This window comes from Ottowia sp., assembly GCF_016703145.1.
Lineage (GTDB): Bacteria > Pseudomonadota > Gammaproteobacteria > Burkholderiales > Burkholderiaceae_C > Ottowia.
Genome location: NZ_JADJCO010000003.1, coordinates 185,468 through 210,752, shown reverse-complemented (window position 1 = coordinate 210,752; position 25,285 = coordinate 185,468). Strand labels below are relative to the sequence as shown.

General features: G+C 69.3%; 19 protein-coding genes and 1 CRISPR repeat array. Of the genes, 8 read left to right on the top strand and 11 right to left on the bottom strand.

The features are described from left to right. Positions 1 to 50: 50 nt before the first annotated feature. From IPG65_RS04675 to cas3, 9 genes are all read right to left on the bottom strand, one after another. Positions 51 to 197 carry a PBECR2 nuclease fold domain-containing protein gene (locus IPG65_RS04675; RefSeq protein ID WP_293188102.1) on the bottom strand — a complete coding sequence of 49 codons (147 nt, stop codon included), beginning with the start codon at positions 195 to 197 and terminating at the stop codon, positions 51 to 53. A 163-nt stretch (positions 198 to 360) separates the two neighbouring features. After that, positions 361 to 3,500: a CRISPR direct-repeat array (repeat unit 29 nt; unit sequence GGGCCTATCCCCGCTCACGCGGGGCAACC). Positions 3,501 to 3,555: 55 nt separating this feature from the next. Then, positions 3,556 to 3,876: a type I-E CRISPR-associated endoribonuclease Cas2e gene (gene cas2e, locus IPG65_RS04670; protein ID WP_293188101.1), complete on the bottom strand. Its 321-nt coding sequence runs from the start codon at positions 3,874 to 3,876 to the stop codon at positions 3,556 to 3,558. Beyond that, positions 3,848 to 4,741, bottom strand: a complete 894-nt coding sequence (cas1e, locus tag IPG65_RS04665) for a type I-E CRISPR-associated endonuclease Cas1e (protein ID WP_293188100.1) — start codon at positions 4,739 to 4,741, stop codon at positions 3,848 to 3,850. The genes cas2e and cas1e overlap by 29 nt, the downstream gene beginning before the upstream one ends. Before the next feature lie 10 nt (positions 4,742 to 4,751). Next, complete coding sequence (locus tag IPG65_RS04660; RefSeq protein ID WP_293188099.1) at positions 4,752 to 5,519, bottom strand: type I-E CRISPR-associated protein Cas6/Cse3/CasE; 768 nt, start codon at positions 5,517 to 5,519, stop codon at positions 4,752 to 4,754. Then, a complete protein-coding gene (cas5e, locus tag IPG65_RS04655; protein WP_293188098.1) occupies positions 5,516 to 6,265 on the bottom strand; it encodes a type I-E CRISPR-associated protein Cas5/CasD in 750 nt (249 codons plus the stop codon). The genes IPG65_RS04660 and cas5e overlap by 4 nt, the downstream gene beginning before the upstream one ends. A gap of 2 nt (positions 6,266 to 6,267) precedes the next feature. Further along, complete coding sequence (gene cas7e, locus IPG65_RS04650; protein ID WP_293188097.1) at positions 6,268 to 7,446, bottom strand: type I-E CRISPR-associated protein Cas7/Cse4/CasC; 1,179 nt, start codon at positions 7,444 to 7,446, stop codon at positions 6,268 to 6,270. 28 nt (positions 7,447 to 7,474) lie between these two features. Then, the gene (gene casB / locus IPG65_RS04645; RefSeq protein ID WP_293188096.1) at positions 7,475 to 8,029 is read right to left on the bottom strand and encodes a type I-E CRISPR-associated protein Cse2/CasB; all 555 of its coding nucleotides are present in this window, start codon (positions 8,027 to 8,029) and stop codon (positions 7,475 to 7,477) included. Continuing rightward, positions 8,022 to 9,644: a type I-E CRISPR-associated protein Cse1/CasA gene (locus IPG65_RS04640; RefSeq protein WP_293188095.1), complete on the bottom strand. Its 1,623-nt coding sequence runs from the start codon at positions 9,642 to 9,644 to the stop codon at positions 8,022 to 8,024. Before IPG65_RS04640 ends, casB begins: the two co-directional genes overlap by 8 nt. 182 nt (positions 9,645 to 9,826) lie before the next feature. Further along, positions 9,827 to 12,505, bottom strand: coding sequence for a CRISPR-associated helicase Cas3' (gene cas3 / locus IPG65_RS04635; protein WP_293189944.1), 2,679 nt, complete (start codon positions 12,503 to 12,505; stop codon positions 9,827 to 9,829). Between the two features lie 232 nt (positions 12,506 to 12,737). Between cas3 and IPG65_RS04630 the strand changes: the two genes are divergently transcribed. From IPG65_RS04630 to IPG65_RS04620, 3 genes are all read left to right on the top strand, one after another. Further along, positions 12,738 to 14,432 (top strand): GMC family oxidoreductase N-terminal domain-containing protein, encoded by a 1,695-nt coding sequence (locus tag IPG65_RS04630; protein WP_293188094.1) that lies wholly within the window; start codon positions 12,738 to 12,740, stop codon positions 14,430 to 14,432. An 82-nt stretch (positions 14,433 to 14,514) separates the two neighbouring features. Then, complete coding sequence (argG, locus tag IPG65_RS04625; protein WP_293188093.1) at positions 14,515 to 15,858, top strand: argininosuccinate synthase; 1,344 nt, start codon at positions 14,515 to 14,517, stop codon at positions 15,856 to 15,858. 375 nt (positions 15,859 to 16,233) lie between these two features. Then, positions 16,234 to 16,992, top strand: coding sequence for a TSUP family transporter (locus IPG65_RS04620; RefSeq protein WP_293188092.1), 759 nt, complete (start codon positions 16,234 to 16,236; stop codon positions 16,990 to 16,992). Between the two features lie 88 nt (positions 16,993 to 17,080). Here IPG65_RS04620 and alr read toward each other — a convergent pair whose 3' ends face one another. Then, positions 17,081 to 18,175 (bottom strand): alanine racemase, encoded by a 1,095-nt coding sequence (alr, locus tag IPG65_RS04615; protein WP_293188091.1) that lies wholly within the window; start codon positions 18,173 to 18,175, stop codon positions 17,081 to 17,083. Between the two features lie 329 nt (positions 18,176 to 18,504). On the opposite strand from alr, the gene lplT reads away from it, so the two are divergent. From lplT to IPG65_RS04600, 3 genes are read left to right on the top strand one after another with little or no spacing between them, the layout of a single operon-like run. Then, the gene (lplT, locus tag IPG65_RS04610; protein WP_293188090.1) at positions 18,505 to 19,788 is read left to right on the top strand and encodes a lysophospholipid transporter LplT; all 1,284 of its coding nucleotides are present in this window, start codon (positions 18,505 to 18,507) and stop codon (positions 19,786 to 19,788) included. A 2-nt stretch (positions 19,789 to 19,790) separates the two neighbouring features. Further along, a complete protein-coding gene (locus tag IPG65_RS04605) occupies positions 19,791 to 20,663 on the top strand; it encodes a DMT family transporter (RefSeq protein ID WP_293188089.1) in 873 nt (290 codons plus the stop codon). 60 nt (positions 20,664 to 20,723) lie between these two features. After that, positions 20,724 to 21,212: a glutathione peroxidase gene (locus IPG65_RS04600; protein ID WP_293188088.1), complete on the top strand. Its 489-nt coding sequence runs from the start codon at positions 20,724 to 20,726 to the stop codon at positions 21,210 to 21,212. 80 nt (positions 21,213 to 21,292) lie between these two features. Here IPG65_RS04600 and IPG65_RS04595 read toward each other — a convergent pair whose 3' ends face one another. Then, entirely contained in the window at positions 21,293 to 23,512 is a 2,220-nt protein-coding gene (locus tag IPG65_RS04595) for a malate synthase G (RefSeq protein ID WP_293188087.1), read from the bottom strand. 292 nt (positions 23,513 to 23,804) lie between these two features. On the opposite strand from IPG65_RS04595, the gene IPG65_RS04590 reads away from it, so the two are divergent. Both IPG65_RS04590 and IPG65_RS04585 read left to right on the top strand, forming a co-directional pair. Then, complete coding sequence (locus IPG65_RS04590; RefSeq protein ID WP_293188086.1) at positions 23,805 to 24,725, top strand: LysR family transcriptional regulator; 921 nt, start codon at positions 23,805 to 23,807, stop codon at positions 24,723 to 24,725. Positions 24,726 to 24,734: 9 nt separating this feature from the next. Continuing rightward, entirely contained in the window at positions 24,735 to 25,184 is a 450-nt protein-coding gene (locus tag IPG65_RS04585) for a DUF2214 family protein (RefSeq protein ID WP_293188085.1), read from the top strand. Positions 25,185 to 25,285 lie beyond the last annotated feature (101 nt).

Sequence of the window (25,285 nt, the reverse complement as noted above, 5' to 3'; positions counted from 1 at the left end):
GCCTCCGTCTCCTTCATCGCGCCATGGTGGGTCTTTCTCTTGCCTGTTCGTCATGGCGGCGGGCGGCGATACAGCAGCACGCCCTGAGGACGCTTGTTGAGATACTTCACGGTGCCCGGGTGGAAGAGGGTGACACCTGTCCAGCCGTCGGCGCCGCGCTCGAACACCGCCAGGGCAGCGGTGTCCTTATCGTTCACCTCGAAGCGCCTATCCCCGCTCACATGGGGCAATCGGCGCACAGGGCCACGGTCAGGTACTGCTCATGGGCCTATCCCCGGTCACGCGGGGTAACCCGCAACGTGGACGACTGGCGCGTGGGAGCGCGGCTGTACAAGCGCGAGCCATGAAAAAGGCCAGCACGTTGCGCCATGCTGGCCGCCGGGGCAACCTGGAGCCAGGTCCGGGGCTACAGCGTGGCCGCGGGCCTATCCCCGCTCACGCGGGGCAACCGAAGTGCGCCGAGGCCCAGGCGCTACGCAAGGGGGCCTATCCCCGCTCACGCGGGGCAACCGCTTCGGTCCCCAGTCCGAGCCGGCGCCGCTGGGGCCTATCCCCGCTCACGCGGGGCAACCAGGTTGGCGCCCGCGAGGTAGGCGTCCGCGAGGGGCCTATCCCCGCTCACGCGGGGCAACCGGCAGCGCCTGCGGCGGTTCGGCCTGGAGCGGGGGCCTATCCCCGCTCACGCGGGGCAACCCGGGCCAAGCTGCGCCGGCTGGGCGGCTCTAAGGGCCTATCCCCGCTCACGCGGGGCAACCTTCTTCGGCACGACCGAAGGTGCGCAGGCGTGGGGCCTATCCCCGCTCACGCGGGGCAACCGACCTGCCCACGCGCCAGGAGCAGGCACTGCTGGGCCTATCCCCGCTCACGCGGGGCAACCACGCGCGCATACCTCTGTTTCTCGCGCGCCTTGGGCCTATCCCCGCTCACGCGGGGCAACCGCTGGTGGAGAGGTTGTCCAAGCCGCCGGTGAGGGCCTATCCCCGCTCACGCGGGGCAACCCGCTCGTCGTGCTCATCGTGTCTGTGCTCATCGGGCCTATCCCCGCTCACGCGGGGCAACCCTGTTCCTGGCGCGTAGGCAGGTCGCCGCCCACGGCCTATCCCCGCTCACGCGGGGCAACCTCCACCAGTTTATGCGCCGCGTCCTGCGTCAGGGGCCTATCCCCGCTCACGCGGGGCAACCTTCGTGCCGTGGAGCGAGCACAACACCGAAGCGGGCCTATCCCCGCTCACGCGGGGCAACCCCTCCTCCCCGAAGCCGAGGTCGCCGTGCCAGGGGCCTATCCCCGCTCACGCGGGGCAACCACCGCAGGCATTCGGCTTGGCCTACGCTGGTGGGGCCTATCCCCGCTCACGCGGGGCAACCCTTCGCGTCGTTCAGCCGCAGCATGAATTCGCGGGCCTATCCCCGCCCACGCGGGGCAACCGGCGGTCCAGCCATGGGCCAGTAGCGCGTCATGGGCCTATCCCCGCTCACGCGGGGCAACCCGCCACCAGGGCGACCAGAATCCAGCGGGCCAGGGCCTATCCCCGCTCACGCGGGGCAACCCGGCCTGGTTGAGCCCGGCGGCGGACATGGCGGGGCCTATCCCCGCTCACGCGGGGCAACCGCAGTGCCCAGCCCGTTCCACGCCAAGAACTTGGGCCTATCCCCGCTCACGCGGGGCAACCCGACCCGTCTACCTGGTCTACCTCAACGACGAGGGCCTATCCCCGCTCACGCGGGGCAACCATCTGCGCCAGCGGGCCGGCGTATTCAATCCAGGGCCTATCCCCGCTCACGCGGGGCAACCGACACGGAGATTCGTGGCGCCAATGGCTCGCTGGGCCTATCCCCGCTCACGCGGGGCAACCGGTTCGCGGGGTACGGTAACGCTGCTCTCCATGGGCCTATCCCCGCTCACGCGGGGCAACCTCCTTTTGCCGCGGTTCCCATGCCGCGCCCCAGGGCCTATCCCCGCTCACGCGGGGCAACCACCTTGTTGGTGTCAGAGCTGCGGTACAGGTGGGGCCTATCCCCGCTCACGCGGGGCAACCTTCAGCTCGACCCACACCGTGCGGCCCTTTGGGGGCCTATCCCCGCTCACGCGGGGCAACCAAAAGAAAAGCCACCCGAAGGTGGCCTTGAAAGGGCCTATCCCCGCTCACGCGGGGCAACCTGCGGCGGCACCCGGCTCATGTCTGGCGCGATGGGCCTATCCCCGCTCACGCGGGGCAACCCCTGTCGATAGTCATCCGTCCGCCCTGGCGACGGGCCTATCCCCGCTCACGCGGGGCAACCGCCTGGACCTGCAACTTCTACCTCGGCTTCCAGGGCCTATCCCCGCTCACGCGGGGCAACCCCGCTTGCTGCGCGCCGGGCTGATCGACGAAGGGGCCTATCCCCGCTCACGCGGGGCAACCACAGCAACCCCAAGTCCTGGCAGGCCTGTGCTGGGCCTATCCCCGCTCACGCGGGGCAACCGGCTCGGTCCATGAGAGGTCTTCCGGCCGGATGGGCCTATCCCCGCTCACGCGGGGCAACCTCCATGTCTTTGAGGTCAGGGCGGAAGGTCGAGGGCCTATCCCCGCTCACGCGGGGCAACCGAAATCGGCCGCCGCATCGTCACCGCCCCTCGGGGCCTATCCCCGCTCACGCGGGGCAACCCCGATCCGCTGGCGCAGATGTTCTGCTTTTCGGGGCCTATCCCCGCTCACGCGGGGCAACCTCGAGGCGGCGGGCGCGCACGAGAAGGGAAAAGGGCCTATCCCCGCTCACGCGGGGCAACCGCCCGCCGCCGACGCGCATGCCGCCGGCAACAGGGCCTATCCCCGCTCACGCGGGGCAACCGCTTTCTCCTTGTCGCTGTAGCCTTGCCAGGTGGGCCTATCCCCGCTCACGCGGGGCAACCTAGACCTGCGCGCCGTTGCGGTACAGCTTTGCGGGCCTATCCCCGCTCACGCGGGGCAACCAGGCCGGCCGCATCGGCCTGCCAGGCGGAAAGGGGCCTATCCCCGCTCACGCGGGGCAACCACCGACAAGCGAGACATCATGGCCGTCGTCGCCGGCCTATCCCCGCTCACGCGGGGCAACCCTTCTCGCGGATCGCCCCAAGACGCTCGACCAGGGCCTATCCCCGCTCACGCGGGGCAACCAATTTCCCCGTTTCAATCGCACTCGTCGATCAGGGCCTATCCCCGCTCACGCGGGGCAACCGTCGTGGCGCTCGGCTGATGAGCGGCTTCCTTGGGCCTATCCCCGCTCACGCGGGGCAACCGGCTTCAGCGTCGCCGGCCCGTCGAACATCCGGGGCCTATCCCCGCTCACGCGGGGCAACCTGTCGCTGAACCAGGGCGGCGCGCTCTTGCACGGGCCTATCCCCGCTCACGCGGGGCAACCGTGGCCGCGTCGTAGCACAAGTCGGCTGCCTGGGGCCTATCCCCGCTCACGCGGGGCAACCCGCGCAAAAAGCCGCTTTGCGTTCGGGTGTTAGGGCCTATCCCCGCTCACGCGGGGCAACCTCTTGCATGCAACTCCAAGCCACGCAACAGAAAACAAGAAAACTGATCCGAAATTTTAAAGAGCGTTTCCAGACTCAGACGGCGCACCCCGCCGGACCAGCCACATGCCATCGGCCTCGAACAATTCCCGTGGCGGATTGCCCAGATTGGCGAGGCCCACGCCGCCCACGGCGTTCAGGTCGCGCCAAACCATTACCAGGCTGCCCCGGCTTTCGTGGCGATACCAATCGCTCATCACGTCCCAGACGCGCGTGCGCACACCAGGGTTCATGCGGGGCGAAACGAAAACGTTGGGCGCCACCTCCAACATCACCGACGACAAGAACCCATGAAATCGGTCGGCCACATCACGAATCACGATCATCACCAGTGCCATTTCCCACCTCGTCCATGCGCAAGACCTGCTTGATGCGGTCGATCATCGCGCCAATGACCTGCTGCTTGCGGAATACCGCCGCCGCCTCGCGCCGCACCAGCCGGTCGATGGTGTCGTCCACCTGCTCGGTGCGCCTGGCTGCGGTGAAGGCGATCTGCAATGTCACCGTGTCGCGAAAAAGATCTGCGATGTCCAGCACGAAGGACTGCCCCGAGTCTTCGTGAATGAACCCCAGCGGCGGCAACGCCGCCAGCGATTGCACCGCAATGGCCGCAGCCGCTTGCACGGCTGTGGCCGCATGATTGATGGCCTGGTTGGGTAGGTCAGTGGCGTTCGGGTTCGCACGGTCGTAGATGCGTCCTTTCCACTGAATGCCGTGCTTCTCGGCCATCAACTTATAGAAGTTCTTGACGCGTGATCCTTCGATGCCGCGCAACGTGTCCAAGTCGCGATGCGGCAGGATTTCGCCCAGGCGCAGCGCGTACATATGCCGGGCCACGCTGATGCGACGGCGCGGATTGCCCCACAGCTCAGCCTGGCGTCGCGCCACGTCGGATCGATCGGGCAAAAGCGGCGGCGCGGTGTAGCTGCGCACGCCGTCCTCGCCCACTGCCGCCAGCAGCGTGCCGTGGCGTGCCAGCAGGCGAAGTGCATCGTGTGTCACGCTGCTGCCCGGCCCCAGGAGGATCATCGACACTGCCTGGTGCGGAATCTGGTCCATGGCAGGCGTCAGGCTATCCCGGCCGCGCATGAAGTGGAGGCAGCCGTCAATCACGCACAGTTCGCCGCGTGACAGCCACAATAAGCCGTGGCGGTCCACGTGCGGGATGCGCGCGGTTTCCAGCCCCAGCCGGCCTTTGAGCATGAGGGGCCTTTCAGCTCGCCCGGCTCGGCAGCAGCATGCCGAAGCCAAAGGCACGATGCCGCCCAATGCCCCGCGCCAGCAAGTGGGCAAACGACACGGGGTCCACTACGCGCAGATGGCCCTTGAGCAGCGCGTCTGGTCCGTCGCTCACGCGGCCACGTCGGGCTTCGCCACCTGCGGCCTGGGTGCGCCGTACCACCTGCTGGCGTTGATAGCCGACCAGGTGCACGTCGTTCAGCAGGTCGACAGCCCCCTGCCAGGCTTCGCGCGCAGCGCCTTCGCGCGGCGCCAGGTGCTCGCGCAGCCACTGCACGTACACCGCCTCGCGCTGTAGGCGCGCGCCCTGCGCCCGTTCCACGGCATGCAGGAAAGCATCGCGCTCGCCCTTGGCGGCACGCACCGTGGGACGCAGCCGCACTTCGAAGCCCAGCACCTGACCTTGCGGCCACTGCGTGGGAAAGGGCCGCAGGTGGTAGCCGTCGTGCTGCCCGTTCGCACCCAAGCCCAGGGTTCGCGCGACCACCGGATCGGCCAACGCTACCTGCGTGCGCATCGCGTTGGCATCCATTGCGGTGTAGGCCAGCAGGCCCTGGCGCTCGTCCAGATAGCGGAAGGGCTGGGGCGCAGTGTCGCCGAAGGCTGCGCGCAGCAAGCCGTGCAAGGCATCGCCCAGGTCCGAGGGTTGGCGTTCGTGCCGCGCGTGGTGGCGCGCCACCCAGGCGGCCAGCAGACGCGCATCGGGCTGCGTGTGCAGCAGATGCAGGGACGGTCCGCTCATGCTGTCTCCCCCGCCGGCAGCAGCCCTTCACGCACGGGCCGCCAGCCGCCGTGCAGGCCGCTGGTCCAATTGCGCTCGTCGCACAGATCGCTGCGGCGATCAAGCGGCAGGCTGCCCTGGCCGTCCGGCCACTGCGCACGCCAGCCCGCCGGCCTGCCCGATGGGGCCGGCAGCTGCTGCGTCCAGGCCTGCAGCGCGCCCAGCACATGCTCGGCCTCCTGCCAGCCGGCCACCAGGCGCCCGGTCGGCAGGCAAGGCTTGCGGCCGATGAACAGCGGGCGCGCCGGCCGGTCCAGCGCCGCGGCGACGTGCTCCAGCGTCGGCGCTTCGTCGGCCGGCTCCAGATGCAGTGCGACCCAGGCCGTGAGTTCCGCGTGATAGTGCCGGTAGCGCAGGTGCGGCCCGGCATAGGAGCCGGCACCGCCACGCCGCTCTTCCGGTTGGCCCCAGGTGGTCCAGCCTTTGTCGGCGGCGCCCAGTTCGGCCGTCTGGAAGTCCACGAGCCGCTGCGCTTGCGCCGTGCCGCCACGCAAGGCCATGGGCTCCAGCACCGTGCCCATGCGCAGGCGCTGCTGCAAGCGGTTGTGCAGCACATCCTGCCCACGGTCCCAGCCCAGCGCGTTGGCGATCAGCCCGGTCAGCATCGACAGCGCCGGGAAGTCGCGGATGACGCCCTGGTTGTCGATGGTCTCGCCCCCGAAGGCGATCAGCGGCGATGCCAGGCGCAACACCAGATGGCGCGCCACGTTCAGGCCTCCGCGCGCGTCACGGCGGACTGCGCCCACTCGGCCAGCGCCATCAAAGGCAGCCGCTCGGCACCCGGCACCTGCACGTCGTCCACGGCCAGGTAACGGCGCGACAGCGGCGCGCCATAGGCAGCGTCCATCTGCGCGATCTCGTCGGCCAGGCGCTGCACGGCGGCCTTGCGCAAGCTCGGTTGGTCGGACGGCAGCGCATTCTGGAACGCGCCCGCCAGGCTGCGGGGCTGCCAGTCACCGGCCTCCACCAGCATGAACTTGGCCCATGCAAAGGGCGCCGTGGAGCCACGCTTGGCACCGGGGCTCACGGTGGCCACCAAGTGCAGCAGGTGCTGCACCACGCGGCCGGCCAGGGCGCGCTGCTCCGGTGTGGCCTTGCTCCAGTCCTGGATGGCCACCCCTTCGAGGTTGGCCACGAGCTGCGGCACGTCGACAACCACGTAGCCGTAGTACAGGCCGCTGGCCAGTTCGGTGTCGAAGATGCCAGCGGAGCCGGTCTCGCCCGCTTCCTGGAGAAGATCGTCCACCACGGTGAAGTAGTCATTCTCCACCTGAGCTTCGTGCACGGTGAAAGCATGGGCCACATAGACCGAGGCGTCGCGGCTGGCCAGCACGTCGGAGGTGACCATGCGGCCGAACAGCGCGGCCTCCAGACCGCTTCCGAGGCGCAAGGCTTCTATGTTCTTTTTTTCCTTCTTGAGGAAGTCCGCGATCGCTGCCTTGAGCGCCTTCTCTTCGCCGTGTTCGGCAGCCAGCGCGGCGCAGCGCTGCACCAGGTACGCGATCTCGGCATGGCCCAGCAGCACGGCTTGGCCGGTCTCCAGCGCGTCCTTGCCCTTGAGGTCCTTGGCCTTGTCGACCAGACCCGCCGCGCGCAGGCCTTCCACGGCCAACTGCGCCAGCGGTTCGGCCACGCCAGCCGCGACCAGCTTGTCGCGGATCAGGCGCGGCGTCTCGCGCGAACGCACGGCCATCGGCACGTCCAGCCGGCTCAGCGCGAAGGCATCGTCGGCCACGCGCCAGTGGCGCTTGAGGCATTGCGAGGAGATGCGCGTGCGCACCTTGTCGCCGTACGGCAGGCGCTTGGCCAAGCCGGCGTCGTCGCGGTTGAGCAGCGCCGCGGGGTAGTTGTGCAGCGTGTGGATCTGCAGGAAGCGGGGCAATGTCATGGTTTCTCCTGGATATGCTGGGTTGTCTTCAAGCCTTGGTCGCCATGGCCGAGAAGTAGGAGCCGGCGATGCGCATGCGCAGTTGCTCGGCACGCTGGATGTCGTCGTGCGCGCGGCTGTCTTCCTTGAGCACGAGTTCGCCGAGTTCGAACCAGTTGGGCTGCACGCCCTTGGAAGCCAGCAGCCGCAGCACGCGCGGCAGCAGTTGCCGGAACGCCTCGCCCCGGGCCGTCAACAACTTTGTGACGCGCGATTCGGCCACGCCGGCCAGGGCCAGTTGCCGGCCGAGCCGGCCGGCGCCGTCGTGCCCCGCCAGCGCCATGCCGTGGGCGATGAGCGCCCAGCGCGGCCAGGTTTCGGGACGCCAGGTCTCGGGCTGCAAGCCGGCCGTCAGCAGCGCACGCGAGAGCGCCGCGATCTCGTGCGGGCGCAACGCATCGGGGTCCATGCGCGCCAGCGCCGCGCGGTCGCCCGGGCCGGCGTTGCGCACATGCGCGGCCAATGCACCATGGGGGCTGCCGGGCGCAGGCGCGGTGTCGGTCGCGTCGGCCGTTGCAGGGGAATCGACGGTGGGCTCAGGCATGGTGGTGTCCTTGCGGTTCGGTCGCCGCGTCGCGGCGTTGTTGGGCGTGGTGGTGCGCCAGGTCCTTCAGCACGGCGTCCTTCGGGTTGCGCCAACCACCATGGAAGCGGCTCAGCGCCGCAGCGCGGGCCTTGTAGCGCTGCATGGCACTGCGCGGGCCGGCCTCGAAGGCCTGGGTCAGCACGCGTTCGGCGCGCTCCACCAGCCCTTCCATCCATTGCATGCGCAGCGCATGGCGTTCTGCATCCTCTGCTTCAGCTTCCAGCGCCAGGTCGTCGAAGAAGCGTGCGTCCTCGCCCTGCTCGAAGGGGCGCTCGAAGCGGCCCGCCTTGTCGCTAATGCTGCCGTTGCGCTCGTCGCCATCGCCATTGGCGAACAGCAGCACCAGCGCGCTCCACAGCAGCTTGCGCAGGGCCGCGATGGCGGCGATGCGTTGCGTGGCCATCTCGGCCACGGCCACGCGCTGCAGCCCAGCGAGGCGGCTGCGCAGCTTGGGCGAGATGGGAACGCGCCGCTCGTGGTAGCCCTCCGTCTTGCCCTGGCCGCGCACGGCGGCCTGCGCGATGAGCTGCAGGCTGGCGTCGCGCGGCCAGCCATCCAGGCGCCAGGCCGCGCCCTGGGTGAAGCGCCCGCCGGTGAGCAACTCGGCCATGAGCTTGTATTCGAAGCCCGCGCCCGAGACCGTGAGCGCCTTATCGTCGGCCGCATCGACGGGCGTCCACGGATCGCCCGTAATGCCATTGCGGTCCTTGGCGGCGATGCGCGCCGCCTTGCTGCCCGTGACGCGCGCCATCAGCCGCTCACCGTCGGCGGCCAGGCGTACCCGCCGGCAGATCTCGATGTACAGCGGGTCGAGCGACGCCATGCCCAGCGACTCGGTGCCCGCCCAGGGCAGCAGCCACAGCAAGGCGTGGCCGTCGTCGTCGGCGTAACCCTGCTGGTCGGCGATGGCGTTGCGCTGTGCCAGCAGCGTCTGCACGTCCGCGATCCAGCGTGCGCCCCAGGCGCCCAGCGGCGCCACGCCCACACCAGGGCGGCTGGCGAAGCCGCCGTTCATGCGGGAGACGCCGTAGTTGCCGGCGCCCAGGAACCCCTCCTGCGTCTGCAGGCTGACCAGCGCGAACAACCAGTCGTCCGGCTCGGCGCGGTAGGCGCGGGCGGCCTTGAGGTCGTGGTTCTTGGACGTGATCAGCATGTCCAGTTCGTCGGCCGCGCGCAGCACGTTCTTCCAGTCGTCTACACGCTCACCCGGCACGGGCGGCTGCAACAGCGCCGGTCGCTCGGGCGGGGCGACCAGGCACCACGCAGCGCCATCGGCGTCGTCCGGCGTCAGCGCCAGCAGGGCGGCGCGCCAGTCGGACGCTTCGGTCCAGGGCTCGTCCTGGCCAGCTCGGTGCAAGGCGATGGCGGCCAACTGCGCGAGGAAGGCGTGCCACGGATGGCGTTGGTGCGGGCGCAAGGCGGGGAAATCGCGCACCTTGTTAGCCACCATGGCAGCCAACAGTTCGGACAGGCTGCTGCGGTACAGCTCACCGTGCGCCACGCAGCGCCATCGAATCAACGGCTCGTCCAGCAGGTTGAAGTGCAGCATGGCAGGCAAAGAAGTGGATGGCATGGTCGTTCTGTGGCTTGGCAGAGCCGAACTGTATCAAATATTTACAAATAACTTCTTGTTATCTGTTATAAATTTTTCTCTGATATCTTTCCCTGCCCCGCGCGAGTGGGGATAGACCGAGATAACAAGAGGCATTCACTCGGATATTTGCCCCGCGCAAGCGGGGATTGAGAGATATGCCTTCACGTTGGCACGACCTCCAACCCGAGCCGGGTGTAGCGGTACTGCGCCGCACCCAGTTCGAACGTGAAGCCAGCGGCATCGGGCAGGGGCTGCACGTTCCTCGCCTCGGCGTCGGGTGCCAGGCCATGTGGCAGCAGGTGGTGCCGGATGGCCAGTTGCTCCACCAGCCTGCCGAAGGGGCCTTGCGGCGGTGGATCGAAGACCACGAGCCGGTCGGCCGCGCCCAGCCGGCTGCCGATGCGGCCTTTGTCGTCGCCGAATTGCGCTTCGTCGAAAGGCTTGTCGAAGGGCAGCGCGTGATAGGTGGCAAACACCTTGCGGGCGCTGACCGCCCCTTCGTAATCGGTGCCGAAACGCACCCAGGCTGCGCCCAGCTCGTGTGCGATGGCATCCAACGCCTCGGGGTGCGTAGCCTGCTCCACCAGCATGCGGTTGTCCGTCGGAATGCGGCGCGTGGGCTGGGCCGCGATCAGACGCCGCGTGGCTTCGAGCACGCGCAGATCCACATAGACGCCGGCCATGGGCTCGCGCTGGATGCGGATCGGACCCAGGCCATGGCGTTGGCGCTGGAGCAGCGGCGCCAAATCATGCGCAGGCGGCGTGAGCACCCAGGCACGAGCCTCCTCAAAACCGAGCGGGCGACAGTCGTCCGGCGATTCGGCGTTTGGCCGTGCATGGCGATGCAAGCGGCCCAGGCGCTGCAGCAGCACATCCATCGGGCACAGGTCGGTGATCAGGAGGTCGGCATCGATGTCCAGGCTTTGCTCCAGCGTTTGCGTGCCGATGACGACGAGGCCACCACGCGGAGCGCGGTGCTTGCCGATCTGGGCCTGCACCTCGGCGTCGAGCATGGGCCGGTCTTGCCGACTGAAGCGGCTGTGATGCAGTGTGCTGATGCCGCCCACCTTGAACAGGCAATCCAAGCCTTGCGCATCGGCCAGTGCCTCTACGGCCTGCAAGGTAGCGATGGCGGCCGGCACGGTGTTGCGCACCACCAGCACGCGGGCGCCGGCCGCAGCAGCCCGCACGGCGAGCTCGGCGATACGCTCGGGTTCGTCGATGATGTCCAGCGCCTGCCAATGCACGGTCTTGTGACGAGGGTTGCCCTGTACCGGCAACAAAGTCGGCCCATCGCTTGCCCGATGGCCAATGGCCGGATAGGGCATTGCCTGTGCCGCAGCCAAGACCGGCACCCCATCGGCGCGCCGGCCACCAATGGCCAGATAGCGCGTGCGTGCCACTGCGCCCAGCGTGGCCGACAGCAGTAGTGCCTGGCCACCGCAGGCCACGTGCGCACGCAGCAGGTGTTCCGACAAACGGGTCATGTAGGCGTCGGACGCATGCACCTCATCCACCACCAGCAGGCTGCGCGACAACATGGCTTGGCGCAGGTGTGCGTGCTTGATCTGCAAGGCGCCCAGCAGGGCCTGGTCTACCGTGCCCACCGCGATGGTGGCAGCAAGATAGCGTTTGGGCGACTCGGCCGCCCAGCGGCGCTCGGCCGCATCGTCGCCCGGTTCGTCATGCCACAGCACTTGAAAGCCCGGCAGTGGCTCATAGCCATGGCCATCGGCGGCGGTGTAACCTGGCAGCGCGCGGACCACCACGGGTGCGACATCAGCCGGCCACACGCGTTGCACGAATGCCTGCACCCGCTCGTACAACTGCGTGGCGGCTACGCGCGTGGGTAGTGCGAAGTACAACGCATCAACCTGACCGGTGCGCCACAAATGTAGAAAGCGCCACAGCGCGGCCTCGGTCTTGCCGCTGCCGGTTTCGGCCTCCAATACCACGATGGGACCCAGACCGTCGTCGGCCATCGCAGCCTGGATCGGGCGCGGCGATGGCACGCCGAAGGCCTGCGCGAAATCGCACGCCGTCGTTGTCCGGCGCACCGCTGCGTCACCGACATCCAGCCCCACCGCACGCACGGCATGCCGCGCGCGCTGCGGTGCGGTGGTGGCGCGATCCTCGCCTGGTTGGGTGTAGGGGAAGAAGCCCTGGCGTGTGTCCGACCCGAGCCAGTCGGCCAATTGCACCAGGCCGGCGAACAGGTGCGCGAACGCCGACGCGTTGGGTAGTTCAGCCGCGCTGTCCGTGAAGGCCAGCGGGTAAAGCGTCTGGATGCGATACCCCATCTCGGCGACCGCATCGGCCGAGTCGTAGACCAGCGTCGCACCATCGAGTACAGGCTGCCAAATTGCTTCGCTCGCCTCCGCGGCAACCGGGCGCCCGTGGTGGCTGATGCTGGCATGCAGGAGGGGTAAGACTGCCTCACCCCAGTTGTTCATGCGCTCGATCGGCAAGCCAGCCAGGATGCGACGCGCCCCATGCAGGCGGCCACTGAACAACGCCCAACCTGGCGGACCATGGCCACATTCCGACACAAGCCAGTGGAGAGGCCGCTCGGCGCGCTCGCGCCAGAAGCGCACCTGGAAGCCAGCATTGGCCTTTCCGATATCGTGCAAAAAGGTCAGCGCGGCCAAGCGCGCGCGGTCAACGTCGGTCAAGGGCCGTCCGGCTGCCTGGTTCAGCGCGCGCTGAATGGCTGGTAACAGCAGCAAGGCCTCCAGCACCGCAGCCACGTCGATCATGTGGTCCAGCAATGGATGGGTGAGAACGCGCCCCCCAGGTAGACGATTTAATTTGCCCCACGCCTTCCACTTCTCTATTTGCATCGCAATTGCCCACGAGAACTTCGGTGTAACTCGCATGAAGATATAAATTCAAATTGTATCTTTCGATGGATCGTTTGCATGCATCGCTGCATCGCTATGTTTGAGCGATTCCTTCAACCGCTATTGGTCTCGAGTGCTGGCATGACAACGTTTGCGGGTGCAGATCATCCTAAGATGGCCATTTTTTCCCGCATCCTTGCAGCGCGGCTTCGCATACGTAGGCAATCAACTGATGAGCGGTTCCCTTTTCGACTACATCGTCGTCGGCGCCGGCACCGCCGGTTGCCTGCTGGCCAACCGCCTGTCGCGCGACGCGGGCAAGCGCGTGCTGCTGATCGAGGCCGGCCGCCAGGACGACTACCACTGGATCCACATTCCCGTCGGCTACCTGTACTGCATCGGCAATCCCCGCACCGACTGGCTCTACCAGACCGAGCCGGCCGCCGGCCTGAACGGGCGCCAACTGCGTTATCCGCGCGGCAAGGTGCTGGGTGGCTGCAGCAGCATCAACGGCATGATCTACATGCGTGGCCAGTCGCGCGATTACGACCAGTGGGCCGAGCTGACGGGCGAGGACGAGTGGCGCTGGGCGCAGTGCCTGCCCGACTTCATGGCGCATGAAAATCACTATCGATTAGATAGCGATCAACGAAACACCGGTGCGGGTAACAGGCCGATTTCATCTGAAATCGCCAGCCACCACGGCCACGGCGGCGAGTGGCGCGTGGAGCGCCAGCGCCTGCGCTGGGACGTGCTGGACGCCTTCGCCGCCGCTGCGGCGCAGGCGGGCGTTCCGGCCAGCGACGACTTCAACCGCGGCAACAACGAGGGCGTGGGCTATTTCGAGGTCAACCAGAAGGCCGGTTGGCGCTGGAACGCGGCCAAGGCCTTCCTGCGTCCCACCTGCCTGGGCCGGCCCAACTTCGAGCTGTGGACCACGTCGCAGGTCGCGCGCCTGCTGATCGAGCGCGATGCCACGGGCCCGCGCTGCGCCGGCGCGCAGGTGTGGAGGGGCGGCGAGCTGGTGCCCGCGCGCCTGGCGCCGGGCGGCGAGCTGGTGCTCAGCGCCGGCAGCATCGGCTCGCCGCAGATCCTGCAGCTGTCGGGCATCGGGCCGGCCGATCTGCTGCGCCGGCACGGCATCGATGTCGTGGCCGACCTGCCCGGCGTCGGCGCCAACCTGCAGGACCACCTGCAGATCCGCAGCGTCTACAAGGTGCGCGGCGCGCGCACGCTCAACCAGTTGGCCAGCACGCCCTGGGGCAAGGCGGCGATCGGGCTCGAATACCTGCTGCGCCGCACCGGCCCCATGAGCATGGCGCCCAGCCAGCTCGGCGCCTTCACCCGCTCGTCGCCCGAGCGCATCTGGCCCAACATCCAGTACCACGTGCAGCCCCTCAGCCTGGACGCCTTCGGCGAGCCGCTGCACCGCTTCCCGGCCATCACCGCCAGCGTGTGCAACCTCAACCCCACCAGCCGGGGCACCGTGCACATCCGGAGCGCGCGCTTCGAGGACGCGCCGGCCATCGCGCCCAACTACCTCGCCACCGACGAGGACCGCCAGGTGGCCGCCGACAGCCTGCGCGTCACCCGCCGCATCATGGCGCAGCCGGCCATGGCGCCCTTCGCGCCGGAGGAATTCAAGCCCGGCGCGCAATACCAGAGCGACGAGGACCTGGCGCGCCTGGCCGGCGACATCGCCAGCACCATCTTCCACCCCGTTGGCACCACCCGGATGGGGCGCGACGGCGACCCCATGGCGGCGTTGACGCCGCGCCTGCAGGTGCGCGACGGCCGGGGCGGCACCATCGCCGGGCTGCGCGTGGTCGATGCCGGCGCCATGCCCGTCATCACCAGCGGCAACACCAACAGCCCGACGCTGATGATCGCGGAGAAGGCCGCGCGCTGGATCGCGGCCGGCCGCTGATTGCCGTCACAATAGCCGCTTTGCCCACCCTTCCCGGCCCTCGGCCGCCGCTGGCGGCCACGGGCCAGCGCTTTTTTCACCCATGTCCACCATCCTGCAATCCCTGCCCGCCGGCCAGAAGGTCGGCATCGCCTTCTCCGGCGGCCTGGACACCAGCGCCGCGCTGCTCTGGATGCGCCAGAAGGGCGCCGTGCCCTACGCCTACACCGCCAACCTGGGCCAGCCCGACGAGTCGGACTACGAGGCCATCCCGCGCAAGGCGCGTGAGTACGGCGCCGAGGTCGCCCGCCTGGTCGATTGCCGCACCCAGTTGGCGCACGAGGGCATCGCCGCGCTGCAGTGCGGCGCCTTCCACATCCACACCGGCGGCATCACCTACTTCAATACCACGCCGCTGGGGCGGGCCGTGACCGGCACCATGCTGGTCAACGCGATGAAGGAAGATGACGTCAACATCTGGGGCGATGGCAGCACGTTCAAGGGCAATGACATCGAGCGCTTTTACCGCTACGGCCTGCTGGCCAACCCGTCGCTGAAGATCTACAAGCCCTGGCTGGACCAGGCCTTCATCGACGAGCTGGGCGGCCGCAAGGAGATGTCCGAATTCATGCAGAAGGCGGGCTTTGACTACAAGATGTCCGCTGAAAAGGCCTATTCGACCGATTCCAACATGCTGGGCGCGACCCACGAGGCGAAGGACCTGGAATCGCTGTCCAGCGGCATCCGCATCGTGAACCCGATCATGGGCGTGGCCTTCTGGAAGCCCGGGGTCGACGTGCAGGCCGAGGAAGTGCGCGTGCGCTTCGAGGAAGGTCAGCCGGTGGCGCTGAACGGCCGCGAGATCGGCGACCCGGTGGAGCTGTTCCTGGAGGCCAACCGCATCGGCGGCCGCCACGGCCTGGGCATGTGCGACCAGATCGAGAACCGCATCATCGAGGCCAAGAGCCGCGGCATCTACGAGGCGCCCGGCATGGCGCTGCTGCACATCGCCTACGAGCGGCTGGTGACCGGCATCCACAACGAGGACACCATCGAGCAGTACCGCATCAACGGCCTGCGCCTGGGCCGCCTGCTGTACCAAGGCCGCTGGTTCGACCCCCAGGCCCTGATGCTGCGCGAGACCGCCCAGCGCTGGGTGGCGCGCGCCGTCACCGGCGAGGTGACGCTGGAGCTGCGCCGGGGCAACGACTACAGCCTGCTCGACACCGAGTCGCCCAACTTGACCTACGCGCCGGAGCGCCTGTCCATGGAAAAGGTGGAGAACGCCCCCTTCTCCCCGCTGGACCGCATCGGCCAGCTCACCATGCGCAACCTCGACATCACCGACACGCGCGGCAAGCTGGCGGTGTACGCCGAGGCGGGCCTGCTCAAGCTGGGGCAGGGTTCGATCCTGCCGCAGCTCGGGCACGAGCGCGCGGGCGAGTGAATGGGTATCCAGCGGTGGCTGGTGCGGTTCATGGTGCGGTGCACCATTTTTGTTCGGGGAACCCCCGATGACGGGCGGGGGCACGGTGGTTACAGTAGCCCCCGTCAGCGCTGCGGGTCGATCCCTGCGGCGCCCGAAGGGCCGAGGAGACATCACGGACCACCGACGACCTACACAACCACAACAAAAATCCCCAATAAAGCAATTTCAACGTTCCATGACCCAATGGATTGCAGGGCGCCTTACCAGGCGCCCTTTTTCTTTGCCTGGCGTTGGTGAGGTTTCAGGCATCGAATTGGCTTCAAGCCGGCATCTGGATTGCGCCATTAGCTATCATTAACGTAGCTATCTCATGCCTGCCTGCCGCCTTTCCCCATGGACCTGCTGATCGTCTCGCTGGCCTCGCTGCTGGCCGGGCTGGTGGATTCGATCGTCGGCGGCGGCGGGCTGATCCTGGTGCCGGCGCTGTTCGCCACCTTTCCCGGCGCGGCGCCGGCCACGCTGCTGGGCACCAACAAGAGCGCCTCGGTCTGGGGCACGGCCATGGCCACCGTGCAGTACGGCCGGCGCGTGCGCATGCGCTGGGCGGTGGTGTTGCCGGCGGCGTTGGCGGCGCTGGCGGGCTCGTTCGCCGGCGCCTGGGTGGTCACGCGCATCGACCCGGGCTTCCTGCGCCGCCTGCTGCCCTTCGTCCTGCTGGCGGTGCTGCTCTACACGCTGGCGCGCAAGGACCTGGGCCGCACGCACGCGCCGCGCCACGCGGGCGCGCGCGAGACGTGGCTGGCCTGCGCGATCGGCCTGGTGATCGGCGCGTACGACGGCTTCTTCGGCCCCGGCACGGGCAGCTTCTTCATCTTCCTGTTCGTGCGCCTGCTGGGCTACGACTTCCTCAACGCCTCGGCCGCCGCCAAGCTGCTGAACGTGGCCACCAACGTGGCGGCGATCGCGCTGTTCGCGGCCAAGGGCCACGTGTGGTGGCACGTCGGCCTGGTGATGGCGGTCGCCAACGTGGCGGGCAGCCTGGTCGGCACGCGGCTGGCGCTCCGGCACGGCGCTGGCTTCGTGCGCGGGGTGTTCATCGTGGTGGTGGGCGCGCTGATCCTGAAGACGGGCTACGACGCGTTCCTGAGATAGCCGGGCTGTCTCGAAGATCGCTATTTTTGTAATAGCGCACAGCGAAACAGGGGTGCGGGCCGAAGGCCCATTTGGTGCTGAATCCGGCCTATCCGGCCCGCACCGGCACGCGCGGCGCCAGCGCGCACATCAGCTCGTAGCCCACGGTGCCGGCGGCGTGCGCCACCTCGTCGATGGGCAGCACGGCGCCGCCGCCGGCCACGCCCCACAGCGTGGCCTCGCTGCCCGGCCGCGCCTGCGGCACGGGGTCGAGATCGACCGCGATCATGTCCATGCTCACGCGTCCCAGGGTGCGCGTGCGCACGCCATCGACGAGCACCGGCGTGCCGGTGGGCGCGTGGCGCGGGTAGCCGTCGGCGTAGCCACAGGCGGCGACGCCCACGCGCATCGGGCGCTCGGCGGTGAATGTGGAGCCATAACCGATGCTGGCCCCCGCCGGTAGGGCGCTGACAGCGATCAGTTTTGCAGCCAGCGTCATGGCTGGGCGCAGATCCCACTGCGCCGCGTCGTGCAGCGGATGGTCGGGCGAGCCGCCGTAGGCCGCGATGCCGGGGCGTACCCAGTCGCCGCGCACCTCGGCCTGCTGGCCGTGGCGCAGCGTGGCGGCGCTGTTGCACACGCTGCGCTCGCCGGCCAGGCCCTCGGTGGCGCGCTGGAAGGCGGCCCACTGCGCGCCGATGCCCTGGTCGCCGTCGGCGTCGCTGAAGTGGGTCATCAGCGAGATCTCGTCCACCTGCGGCAGCGCCTGCAGGCGCGTGTAGGCGGCGCGGTAGCGCCTGGGCGCGAAGCCCAGGCGGTTCATGCCCGAGTTCATCTTCAGGAACACGCGGTGCGGCGCCTGCGTCTTGTGCATGGCCAGCCAGTCGATCTGCTCGTCGCAGTGCACGGTGTGCCACAGGCCCAGGCGCGAGCACAGCTCCAGGTCGCGCGGTTCGAACACGCCCTCCAGCAGCAGGATGGGGCCGCGCCAGCCGAGAGCGCGCACGCGCTCGGCCTCGTGCAGGTCCAGCAGCGCGAAGCCGTCGGCGCCGCGCAGGCCCTCGAATGCGCGCTCGATGCCGTGGCCGTAGGCGTTGGCCTTGACCACCGCCCACAGCCGCGCCCCCGGGGCGGCGGCGCGCAGGCGCCCCAGGTTGTGGCGCAGCGCGGCGGTGTGGATGGTGGCCTGGATGGGGCGCGGCATGGGGCGTGGCAAGCGGATGTGCCCTGGATTCTGGCACCGCGCACCTGTGGCAAACCCGCGAAGGGGCGCCGGGGCCTGCGTGCTATAACCCCGCCACCCTCAGGACTGCGGTTTGCCCCACCTCCCAGTTTTCTTCCATGGTGCTCCCACGCGCCAGCGACTCATGACTTCCCGGCCATGCCGTCGTCCATTCGTGGCGCATCGCGTCACCGGCGGCGCATGAATCCCAGGAGCCCGAAGGCCGCGGAGCAGGGCGCCATGGCCGGGCTTGGCCCGGCCACTGGCGCCGTCCCGCCGAGGGGAAGGCGCGCAGCGCCTCGGGGGAGGCCTTGAAACGCGGCTTCTACACCATCATGGCCGCGCAGTTCTTCAGCTCGCTGGCCGACAACGCGCTGTTCGTCGCGGCGGTGGAGTTGCTGCGCACCGGCGGCGGGGGCGAGTGGCAGCGCGCCGCGCTGGTGCCCATGTTCGCGCTGTTCTACGTGGTGCTGGCGCCGTGGGTGGGGGCCTTCGCCGACGCGCGGCCCAAGGGGCAGGTCATGTTCATGAGCAACGCGATCAAGATCGCGGGCTGCCTGATGATGCTGTTCGGCAGCCACCCGCTGCTGGCCTACGCCGTGGTGGGGCTGGGCGCGGCGGCCTATTCGCCGGCCAAGTACGGCATCCTGACCGAGCTGCTGCCGCCTTCGCAGCTGGTCAAGGCCAACGGCTGGATCGAGGGGCTGACCATCGGCTCCATCATCCTCGGCGTGCTGCTGGGCGGGCAGCTGGTGGGGCCGCGGCTGTCGGGCTGGCTGCTGGGGTTCGACCTGCCGGGCATCGACACCCCCATCGACACGCCGCCCGAGGCCGCCATCGCCAGCCTGGTGCTGGTGTACGCCGTGGCGGCCGTGTTCAACCTGCGCATCCCGCACACCGGGGTGGAGATGCGGCCGCTGCCGGCCAACAAGCTGTCGCTGCTGGCCGACTTCCGGCGCTGCAATTCGCGCCTGTGGCGCGACCGGCTGGGCCAGATCTCGCTGGCCACCACCACGCTGTTCTGGGGCGTGTCGGGCAACATGCGCTACATCGTGCTGGCCTGGGCGGCGGTGGCGCTGGGCTACGGCACGACGCAGGCGGCCGGCCTGGTCGGCGTGGTGGCGATCGGCACCGCCGTCGGGGCGGTGGCGGCGTCGATGCGCGTGCGGCTGGATCGCGCCACCGCCGTCATGCCGCTGGGCATGCTGATGGGCGCGCTGGTGATCTGCATGGTCTTCGTGCAGCACCTGTGGGTGGCGGTGCCGTTCCTGATCTTCCTGGGTGCGTTGGGCGGCTACATCGTGGTGCCCATGAACGCGCTGCTGCAGCACCGGGGCCACAACCTGATGGGCGCGGGCCGCTCCATCGCGGTGCAGAACTTCAACGAACAGGCGGCCATCCTGGGCATGGGCGTGCTCTACAGCGCCTCCGCCGGCGCCGGCATGCCGGCCTTCAGTGCCATCGCGCTGTTCGGCGCCGTGGTGGTGGTGGTGATGGTGCTGATCGAGCTCTGGCACCGCCACAACCAGCGCCACCACACCGCCGAGGTGGAGCACCTGCTGGAGATCGCGCGCAGCGATCGCCTGCACGGTTAGGCGTGGCCCCCGCCGCCTCGCCGGCGCTGCCCGCGCTGGCCCTGCTGTTCAACGCCGGGGTCTGGGGCCTGTCGTGGATCGCCTTCAAGGCCCTGCACCAGCTCGGCGTGCACCCGCTGTGGAGCACGGCGCTGGTCTACGCCGGCGCGCTGGCGGCGCTGCTGGCCTGGCGCCCGGGCGGCCTGCTGGAGCTGGGCCGCCACCCCAAGCTGCTGGCGCTGGCCGCCGCGGCGGGGCTGACCAACGTCGGCTTCAACTGGGCCGTCACCGTGGGCGACGTGGTGCGCGTCACGCTGCTGTTCTACCTGATGCCGGTGTGGTCCATCGGCCTGGCCTGGGTGCTGCTGGGCGAGCGGCCCTCGCGGGCAGCCCTGCTGCGCCTGGCGCTGGCCCTGGGCGGCGTGCTGCTGGTGCTGCACCGGCCCGGTTCGCCCTGGCCGCTGCCGCAGGGCGCGGCCGACGCGCTGGCGCTGATGGGCGGCTTTTGCTTCGCGCTGACCAACGCGCTGCTGCGGCGCTGGCGCGACACGCCGCACGAGGGCCGCGCCGTCGCCATGTTCGCGGGCGGCCTGGCGATGGCCGCGCTGCTGGCGCTGGCCGGCGGCGCGGGCCCGCTGCCGGCGCCGCGCTGGGACTGGCTGCCCTGGGCGCTGGGCCTGTCCGCGGCCTTCCTCGGCGGCAACCTGGCGCTGCAGTACGGCGCCGCGCGGCTGAGGGCGCAAGTGACGGCGCTGATCATGCTGTCCGAGGTGCTGATCGCCAGCGTCTCCGCCATCGTGCTCGGCGCCGCGCAGCCCACGCCGGCGGTGTGGGCCGGCGGCGCGCTGATCGTGCTGGCCGCCGCGCTGGCGGTGCGGCCGGGGCGCGGCGGTTGACCGCGTGCGCGGCAATGCCGATGATGGTCAAATCACCTTGTTTCCAACCGGAGTCCCGCCATGGCCGCCCAAGAACCCGTCGATCTGAAGCTCGAGACCCTGGAGGGCAAGACCGTGCCGTGGTCGAAGTACCGCCACAAGGTGCGCCTGATCGTCAACACCGCCAGCGCCTGCGGCTTCACGCCGCAACTGGGCGGGCTGCAGAAGCTGCACGAGGAGTACGGCCCGAAGGGGCTGGTGGTGCTGGCCTTTCCATGCAACCAGTTCGGGTTCCAGGAGTCGGGCAACGCCGAGCAGATCGGCGCGTTCTGCGAGCGCAACTACGGCGTCACCTTCCCGGTCATGGCCAAGACCGAGGTCAACGGCCCGCAGGCGCACCCGTTGTTCGCGTGGCTGAAGGCCGAGGCGCCGGGCCTGCTGGGCTCGTCGATCAAGTGGAACTTCACCAAGTTCCTGATCGGCCGCGACGACCAGGTGATCCGCCGCTACGCGCCCAACGTGCGGCCCGAGTCGATCGCGGCGGACATCGAGGCGGCGCTGGCCGCCTGAACTGGATTTCAAGCTTTTCAGGGCGCCAACCCGCGCCAGTATTGCGTCGATAGCTATCTATTCGATAGCTATCGAAAGCCTCAGGCGCCCGCCTTCACCTTCTGCCGCCAGGCGTGCAGCAGCGGCTCGGTGTAGCCGCTGGGCTGCTCGATGCCCTTGAACACCAGGTCGCACGCGGCCTGGTAGGCGGCCGACTGGGCGAGGTTGCCGCGCAGCGGACGGTACAGCGGATCGCCGGCGTTCTGCTGGTCCACCAGCGCGGCCATGCGCTCGAAGGTGGCGCGCACCTGGCCCTCGGTGACCACGCCGTGGCGCAGCCAGTTGGCGATGTGCTGGCTGCTGATGCGCAGCGTGGCGCGGTCTTCCATCAGGCCCACGCCGTGGATGTCGGGCACCTTGGAGCAGCCCACGCCCTGGTCCACCCAGCGCACCACGTAGCCCAGGATGCCCTGGACGTTGTTGTCCAGCTCCTGCTGGCGCTCGGCGGCGGTCCACTTCGCCTCGGGCACCACCGGGATGGCCAGCAGGCTGGCCAGCAGCTCGTCGCGCAGCGCGCCCGCGTCGGACGCGGCCAGCTCGGCCTCCATCGCCTTCTGCACGTCGCTCACCAGCACCTGGTGGTAGTGCATGGCGTGCAGCGTGGCGCCGGTGGGGCTGGGCACCCAGGCGGTGTTGGCGCCGGCCTTGGGGTGGCCGATCTTCTGCTTCAGCATCTCGGCCATCAGGTCGGGCATGGCCCACATGCCCTTGCCGATCTGGGCCTTGCCGCGCAGGCCGCAGGCCAGGCCCACCAGCACGTTGCTGCGCTCGTAGGCCTGGATCCAGGCGCTGGTCTTCATGTCGCCCTTGCGGTAGACGGGGCCGGCCTGCATGCAGGTGTGCATCTCGTCGCCGGTGCGGTCCAGGAAGCCGGTGTTGATGAAGGCCACGCGCGACTTGGCGGCGTGGAGGCAGGCCTTCAGGTTGACGCTGGTGCGACGCTCCTCGTCCATGATGCCCAGCTTGACGGTGCTGTCCTTCAGGCCCAGCAGTTGCTCGACGCGGCCGAACAGCTCGCTGGCAAAGGCCACCTCGGCCGGGCCGTGCATCTTGGGCTTGACGATGTACACGCTGCCGGTGCGCGAGTTGCGGATGCCGTTCTGGCCCTTGCCCCGCAGGTCGTGCAGGGCGATGGCGGTGGTCACCACCGCGTCCATGATGCCCTCGGGGATTTCCTTCATGCTGCCGTCGGCGGCCTTGTACAGGATGGCCGGGTTGGTCATCAGGTGGCCGACGTTGCGCACGAACATGAGCGAGCGGCCGTGCAGCTTGACGCTGCCCTTGCCGGCGGGCTTGGTGTAGACGCGGTCCGGGTTCAGGCCGCGGGTGAAAGTCTGGCCGCCCTTGTCGAACGACTCGGTCAGCGTGCCGCGCAGGATGCCCAGCCAGTTGCGGTAGCCCAGCACCTTGTCCTCGGCGTCCACGGCGGCCACCGAATCCTCCAGGTCGAGGATGGTGGAGACGGCCGATTCCACCACCAGATCGGCCACGCCGGCCGGGTCGGTGCTGCCGATGGGCGATTGGGGGTCGATGCGGATGTCCAGGTGCAGGCCGTTGTGCACCAGCAGGATGGACGAGGGCGTCTTGGCCTCGCCCTGGTAGCCGACGAACTGGCTGGCGTCCTGCAGCTTGGTGCGCTTGCCGTCCTGGAGCTTGACCACCAGCTCGCCGTCCTTCACGCGGTAGCCGACGGCATCGACGTGCGAGCCCTTCTTCAGCGGCGCGGTGCGGTCCAGCACATGGCGCGCCCACTCGATCACCTTGGCGCCGCGCCGGGCGTTGTAGCCGTTGCCGCGTTCGAGGCCCTTGGTTTCGGGGATCACGTCGGTGCCGTACAGGGCGTCGTACAGGCTGCCCCAGCGGGCGTTGGCGGCGTTGAGCGCGTAGCGGGCGTTGAGGATCGGCACCACCAGCTGCGGCCCGGCCTGCACGGCCAGCTCGGCATCGACCTTGGTGGTGGTCACCTTCACCTTGGCGGGCACCGGCGCCAGGTAGCCGATGCCTTCGAGGAAGGCGCGGTAGGCACGCATGTCCTGGATCGGGCCGGGGTTGGCCGCGTGCCAGGTGTCCAACTCGGCCTGCAGGCGGTCGCGCTCGGCCAGCAGGGCGATGTTCTTGGGCGCCAGGTCGGTGACGATGGAGGAGAAGCCCTTCCAGAAGCCGTCGGGCGCCACGCCCACGTCCGGCAGCACTTCGCGGTTGATGAAGTCGTAGAGCTCGGTGGCGACCTGCAGGTCGCCGGCTTTGGTGCGTTCGGTCATGGGCAAGGGCCTTTCGGGTCGGATGGAAAAATGGCGCGGACGCTCGGCGGCCACGGTCGGAACCACTGTATTCGAATTGTTTTGGGCAAAAAAGACGCTGGCGATCTCAGAACAATTGACTATTTTGCAAAGGTCGAAGAACCCGGTGGCTGCGGAGCAAGCCATGTCGGCGACCGCCGTAGCATCTGGGCGTGACTGGTGTGGGCCGAGGTGCCGGCGGCAGGAAGAGGCCTGGACGGCGGATGATCACAGCGGGCGGGGCGCGGGTACGGGGCTGCCGATAATTCACGCCATGGACAAGCTCAAGGCCTTCGAGACCTTCGCCTCGGTGGCCGCGCGCGGCTCGCTCAGCGCCGCGGCCCGCGCCGAGGGCGTGGCGCCGGCGGTCATCGGCCGGCGGCTGGACGCGCTGGAGGAACACCTGGGCGTCAAGCTGCTGGTGCGCACCACGCGCCGCTTGGCGCTGACGCACGAGGGCACGGCCTTCCTGGACGACTGCCAGCGCATCCTGGCCGAGGTGTCGGGCGCCGAGGCCAGCGTCTCGGCCGGCGGCGTGCAGGCCAGCGGGCACCTGCGCGTCACCGCGCCGGCGGGCTTCGGCCGTCGGCATGTGGCGCCGCTGGTGCCGGTGTTCCACGCCGGCCACCCGCGCCTGCGCATCTCGCTCAACCTGTCCGATCGCGTGATCGACCTGGCGGCCGAGGGCTACGACTGCGCGGTGCGCGTGGGCGACCTGCCGGATTCGTCGCTGGTCAGCATCCGCCTGGCCGACAACCGCCGCTTGGCGGTGGCCGCGCCAGGCTACCTGCGCCGGCGCGGCGTGCCGCGCCACCCACGCGAGCTGGCGCAGCACGACTGCCTGGCGCTGTCCAGCGACGCGTCGCAGACGCGCGGCTGGGCTTTCGCGCTGGACGGGCAGGTCACTCATCTGCGGCCGGGCGGGCCGCTGGACTGCTCCGACGGCCAGGTGCTGCACGACTGGTGCCTGGCGGGCCACGGCATCGCCTGGCGCTCGACCTGGGAGGTCGAGTCCGAGATCGCCGCCGGCCTGCTGGTGCCGGTGCTGGAGGCGTACGCCGCGCCGCCCAACGGCATCTACGCCCTGCTGCCGCACGCCCCGCGGCACCTGCCGCTGCGGGTGCGGCTGTGGGTGGACTTCCTGAAGGAGCGCTACGCCAATCCCCGGTTCTGGGGGGTGCCACCGGCGCTTTAACATCGGGCCATGCTCGAACCCTGGCTCGCTTTCTTTCACCTCGGCGCGGTGCTCGCTTGGGTCGTCTTCGCCTCCAGCCAGGCGGCGCTGTGCCGGGGCGACTGGCTCAACGCGGCGGTGGTGCGGCGGCTGGCGCGGCTCGACACCATTCTGTGGGTGGCCACGGCCGCCGTGCTGCTGACCGGGCTGGCGCGCATCCACTGGGGCGCCAAGGGTGCGGCGTGGTACTGGACGAACCCGCTGCTGCACCTGAAGCTGACCCTGTTCGCCGTCACGGCGCTGCTGCAACTCGGCCCGGCGCGGCGGTACCGGCAATGGGCGGCGCGGCTGGCGGGCGGGGGCGGCCTGCCGGGCGAGGGCGAAGTGCGCGGCGCGCGGCGGCTGGTGATGATCGAGACGCACCTGGTGGCGCTGGTTCCGCTGGCGGCGGTGTTCCTGGCGCGCGGGTTCGGGTCGTGAGACTCCCGCATACTATGATTTATATAGCTGTTGGCGAAATATGGGTGCGGGCTACAGGTCGATTTGACGTCGAATCGGGGTGTCGGCCCGGCCGGCCGGGT

What these genes read in the sequence shown, in the direction of transcription:
- cas2e (WP_293188101.1), bottom strand. Translation starts at nt 3,876, where the DNA reads ATGGCACTGGTGATGATCGTGATTCGTGATGTGGCCGACCGATTTCAT.
- cas1e (WP_293188100.1), bottom strand. Translation starts at nt 4,741, where the DNA reads ATGCTCAAAGGCCGGCTGGGGCTGGAAACCGCGCGCATCCCGCACGTG.
- IPG65_RS04660 (WP_293188099.1), bottom strand. Translation starts at nt 5,519, where the DNA reads ATGAGCGGACCGTCCCTGCATCTGCTGCACACGCAGCCCGATGCGCGT.
- cas7e (WP_293188097.1), bottom strand. Translation starts at nt 7,446, where the DNA reads ATGACATTGCCCCGCTTCCTGCAGATCCACACGCTGCACAACTACCCC.
- casB (WP_293188096.1), bottom strand. Translation starts at nt 8,029, where the DNA reads ATGCCTGAGCCCACCGTCGATTCCCCTGCAACGGCCGACGCGACCGAC.
- IPG65_RS04640 (WP_293188095.1), bottom strand. Translation starts at nt 9,644, where the DNA reads ATGCCATCCACTTCTTTGCCTGCCATGCTGCACTTCAACCTGCTGGAC.
- cas3 (WP_293189944.1), bottom strand. Translation starts at nt 12,505, where the DNA reads ATGCAAATAGAGAAGTGGAAGGCGTGGGGCAAATTAAATCGTCTACCT.
- IPG65_RS04630 (WP_293188094.1), top strand. Translation starts at nt 12,738, where the DNA reads ATGAGCGGTTCCCTTTTCGACTACATCGTCGTCGGCGCCGGCACCGCC.
- argG (WP_293188093.1), top strand. Translation starts at nt 14,515, where the DNA reads ATGTCCACCATCCTGCAATCCCTGCCCGCCGGCCAGAAGGTCGGCATC.
- IPG65_RS04620 (WP_293188092.1), top strand. Translation starts at nt 16,234, where the DNA reads ATGGACCTGCTGATCGTCTCGCTGGCCTCGCTGCTGGCCGGGCTGGTG.
- alr (WP_293188091.1), bottom strand. Translation starts at nt 18,175, where the DNA reads ATGCCGCGCCCCATCCAGGCCACCATCCACACCGCCGCGCTGCGCCAC.
- IPG65_RS04600 (WP_293188088.1), top strand. Translation starts at nt 20,724, where the DNA reads ATGGCCGCCCAAGAACCCGTCGATCTGAAGCTCGAGACCCTGGAGGGC.
- IPG65_RS04595 (WP_293188087.1), bottom strand. Translation starts at nt 23,512, where the DNA reads ATGACCGAACGCACCAAAGCCGGCGACCTGCAGGTCGCCACCGAGCTC.
- IPG65_RS04590 (WP_293188086.1), top strand. Translation starts at nt 23,805, where the DNA reads ATGGACAAGCTCAAGGCCTTCGAGACCTTCGCCTCGGTGGCCGCGCGC.
- IPG65_RS04585 (WP_293188085.1), top strand. Translation starts at nt 24,735, where the DNA reads ATGCTCGAACCCTGGCTCGCTTTCTTTCACCTCGGCGCGGTGCTCGCT.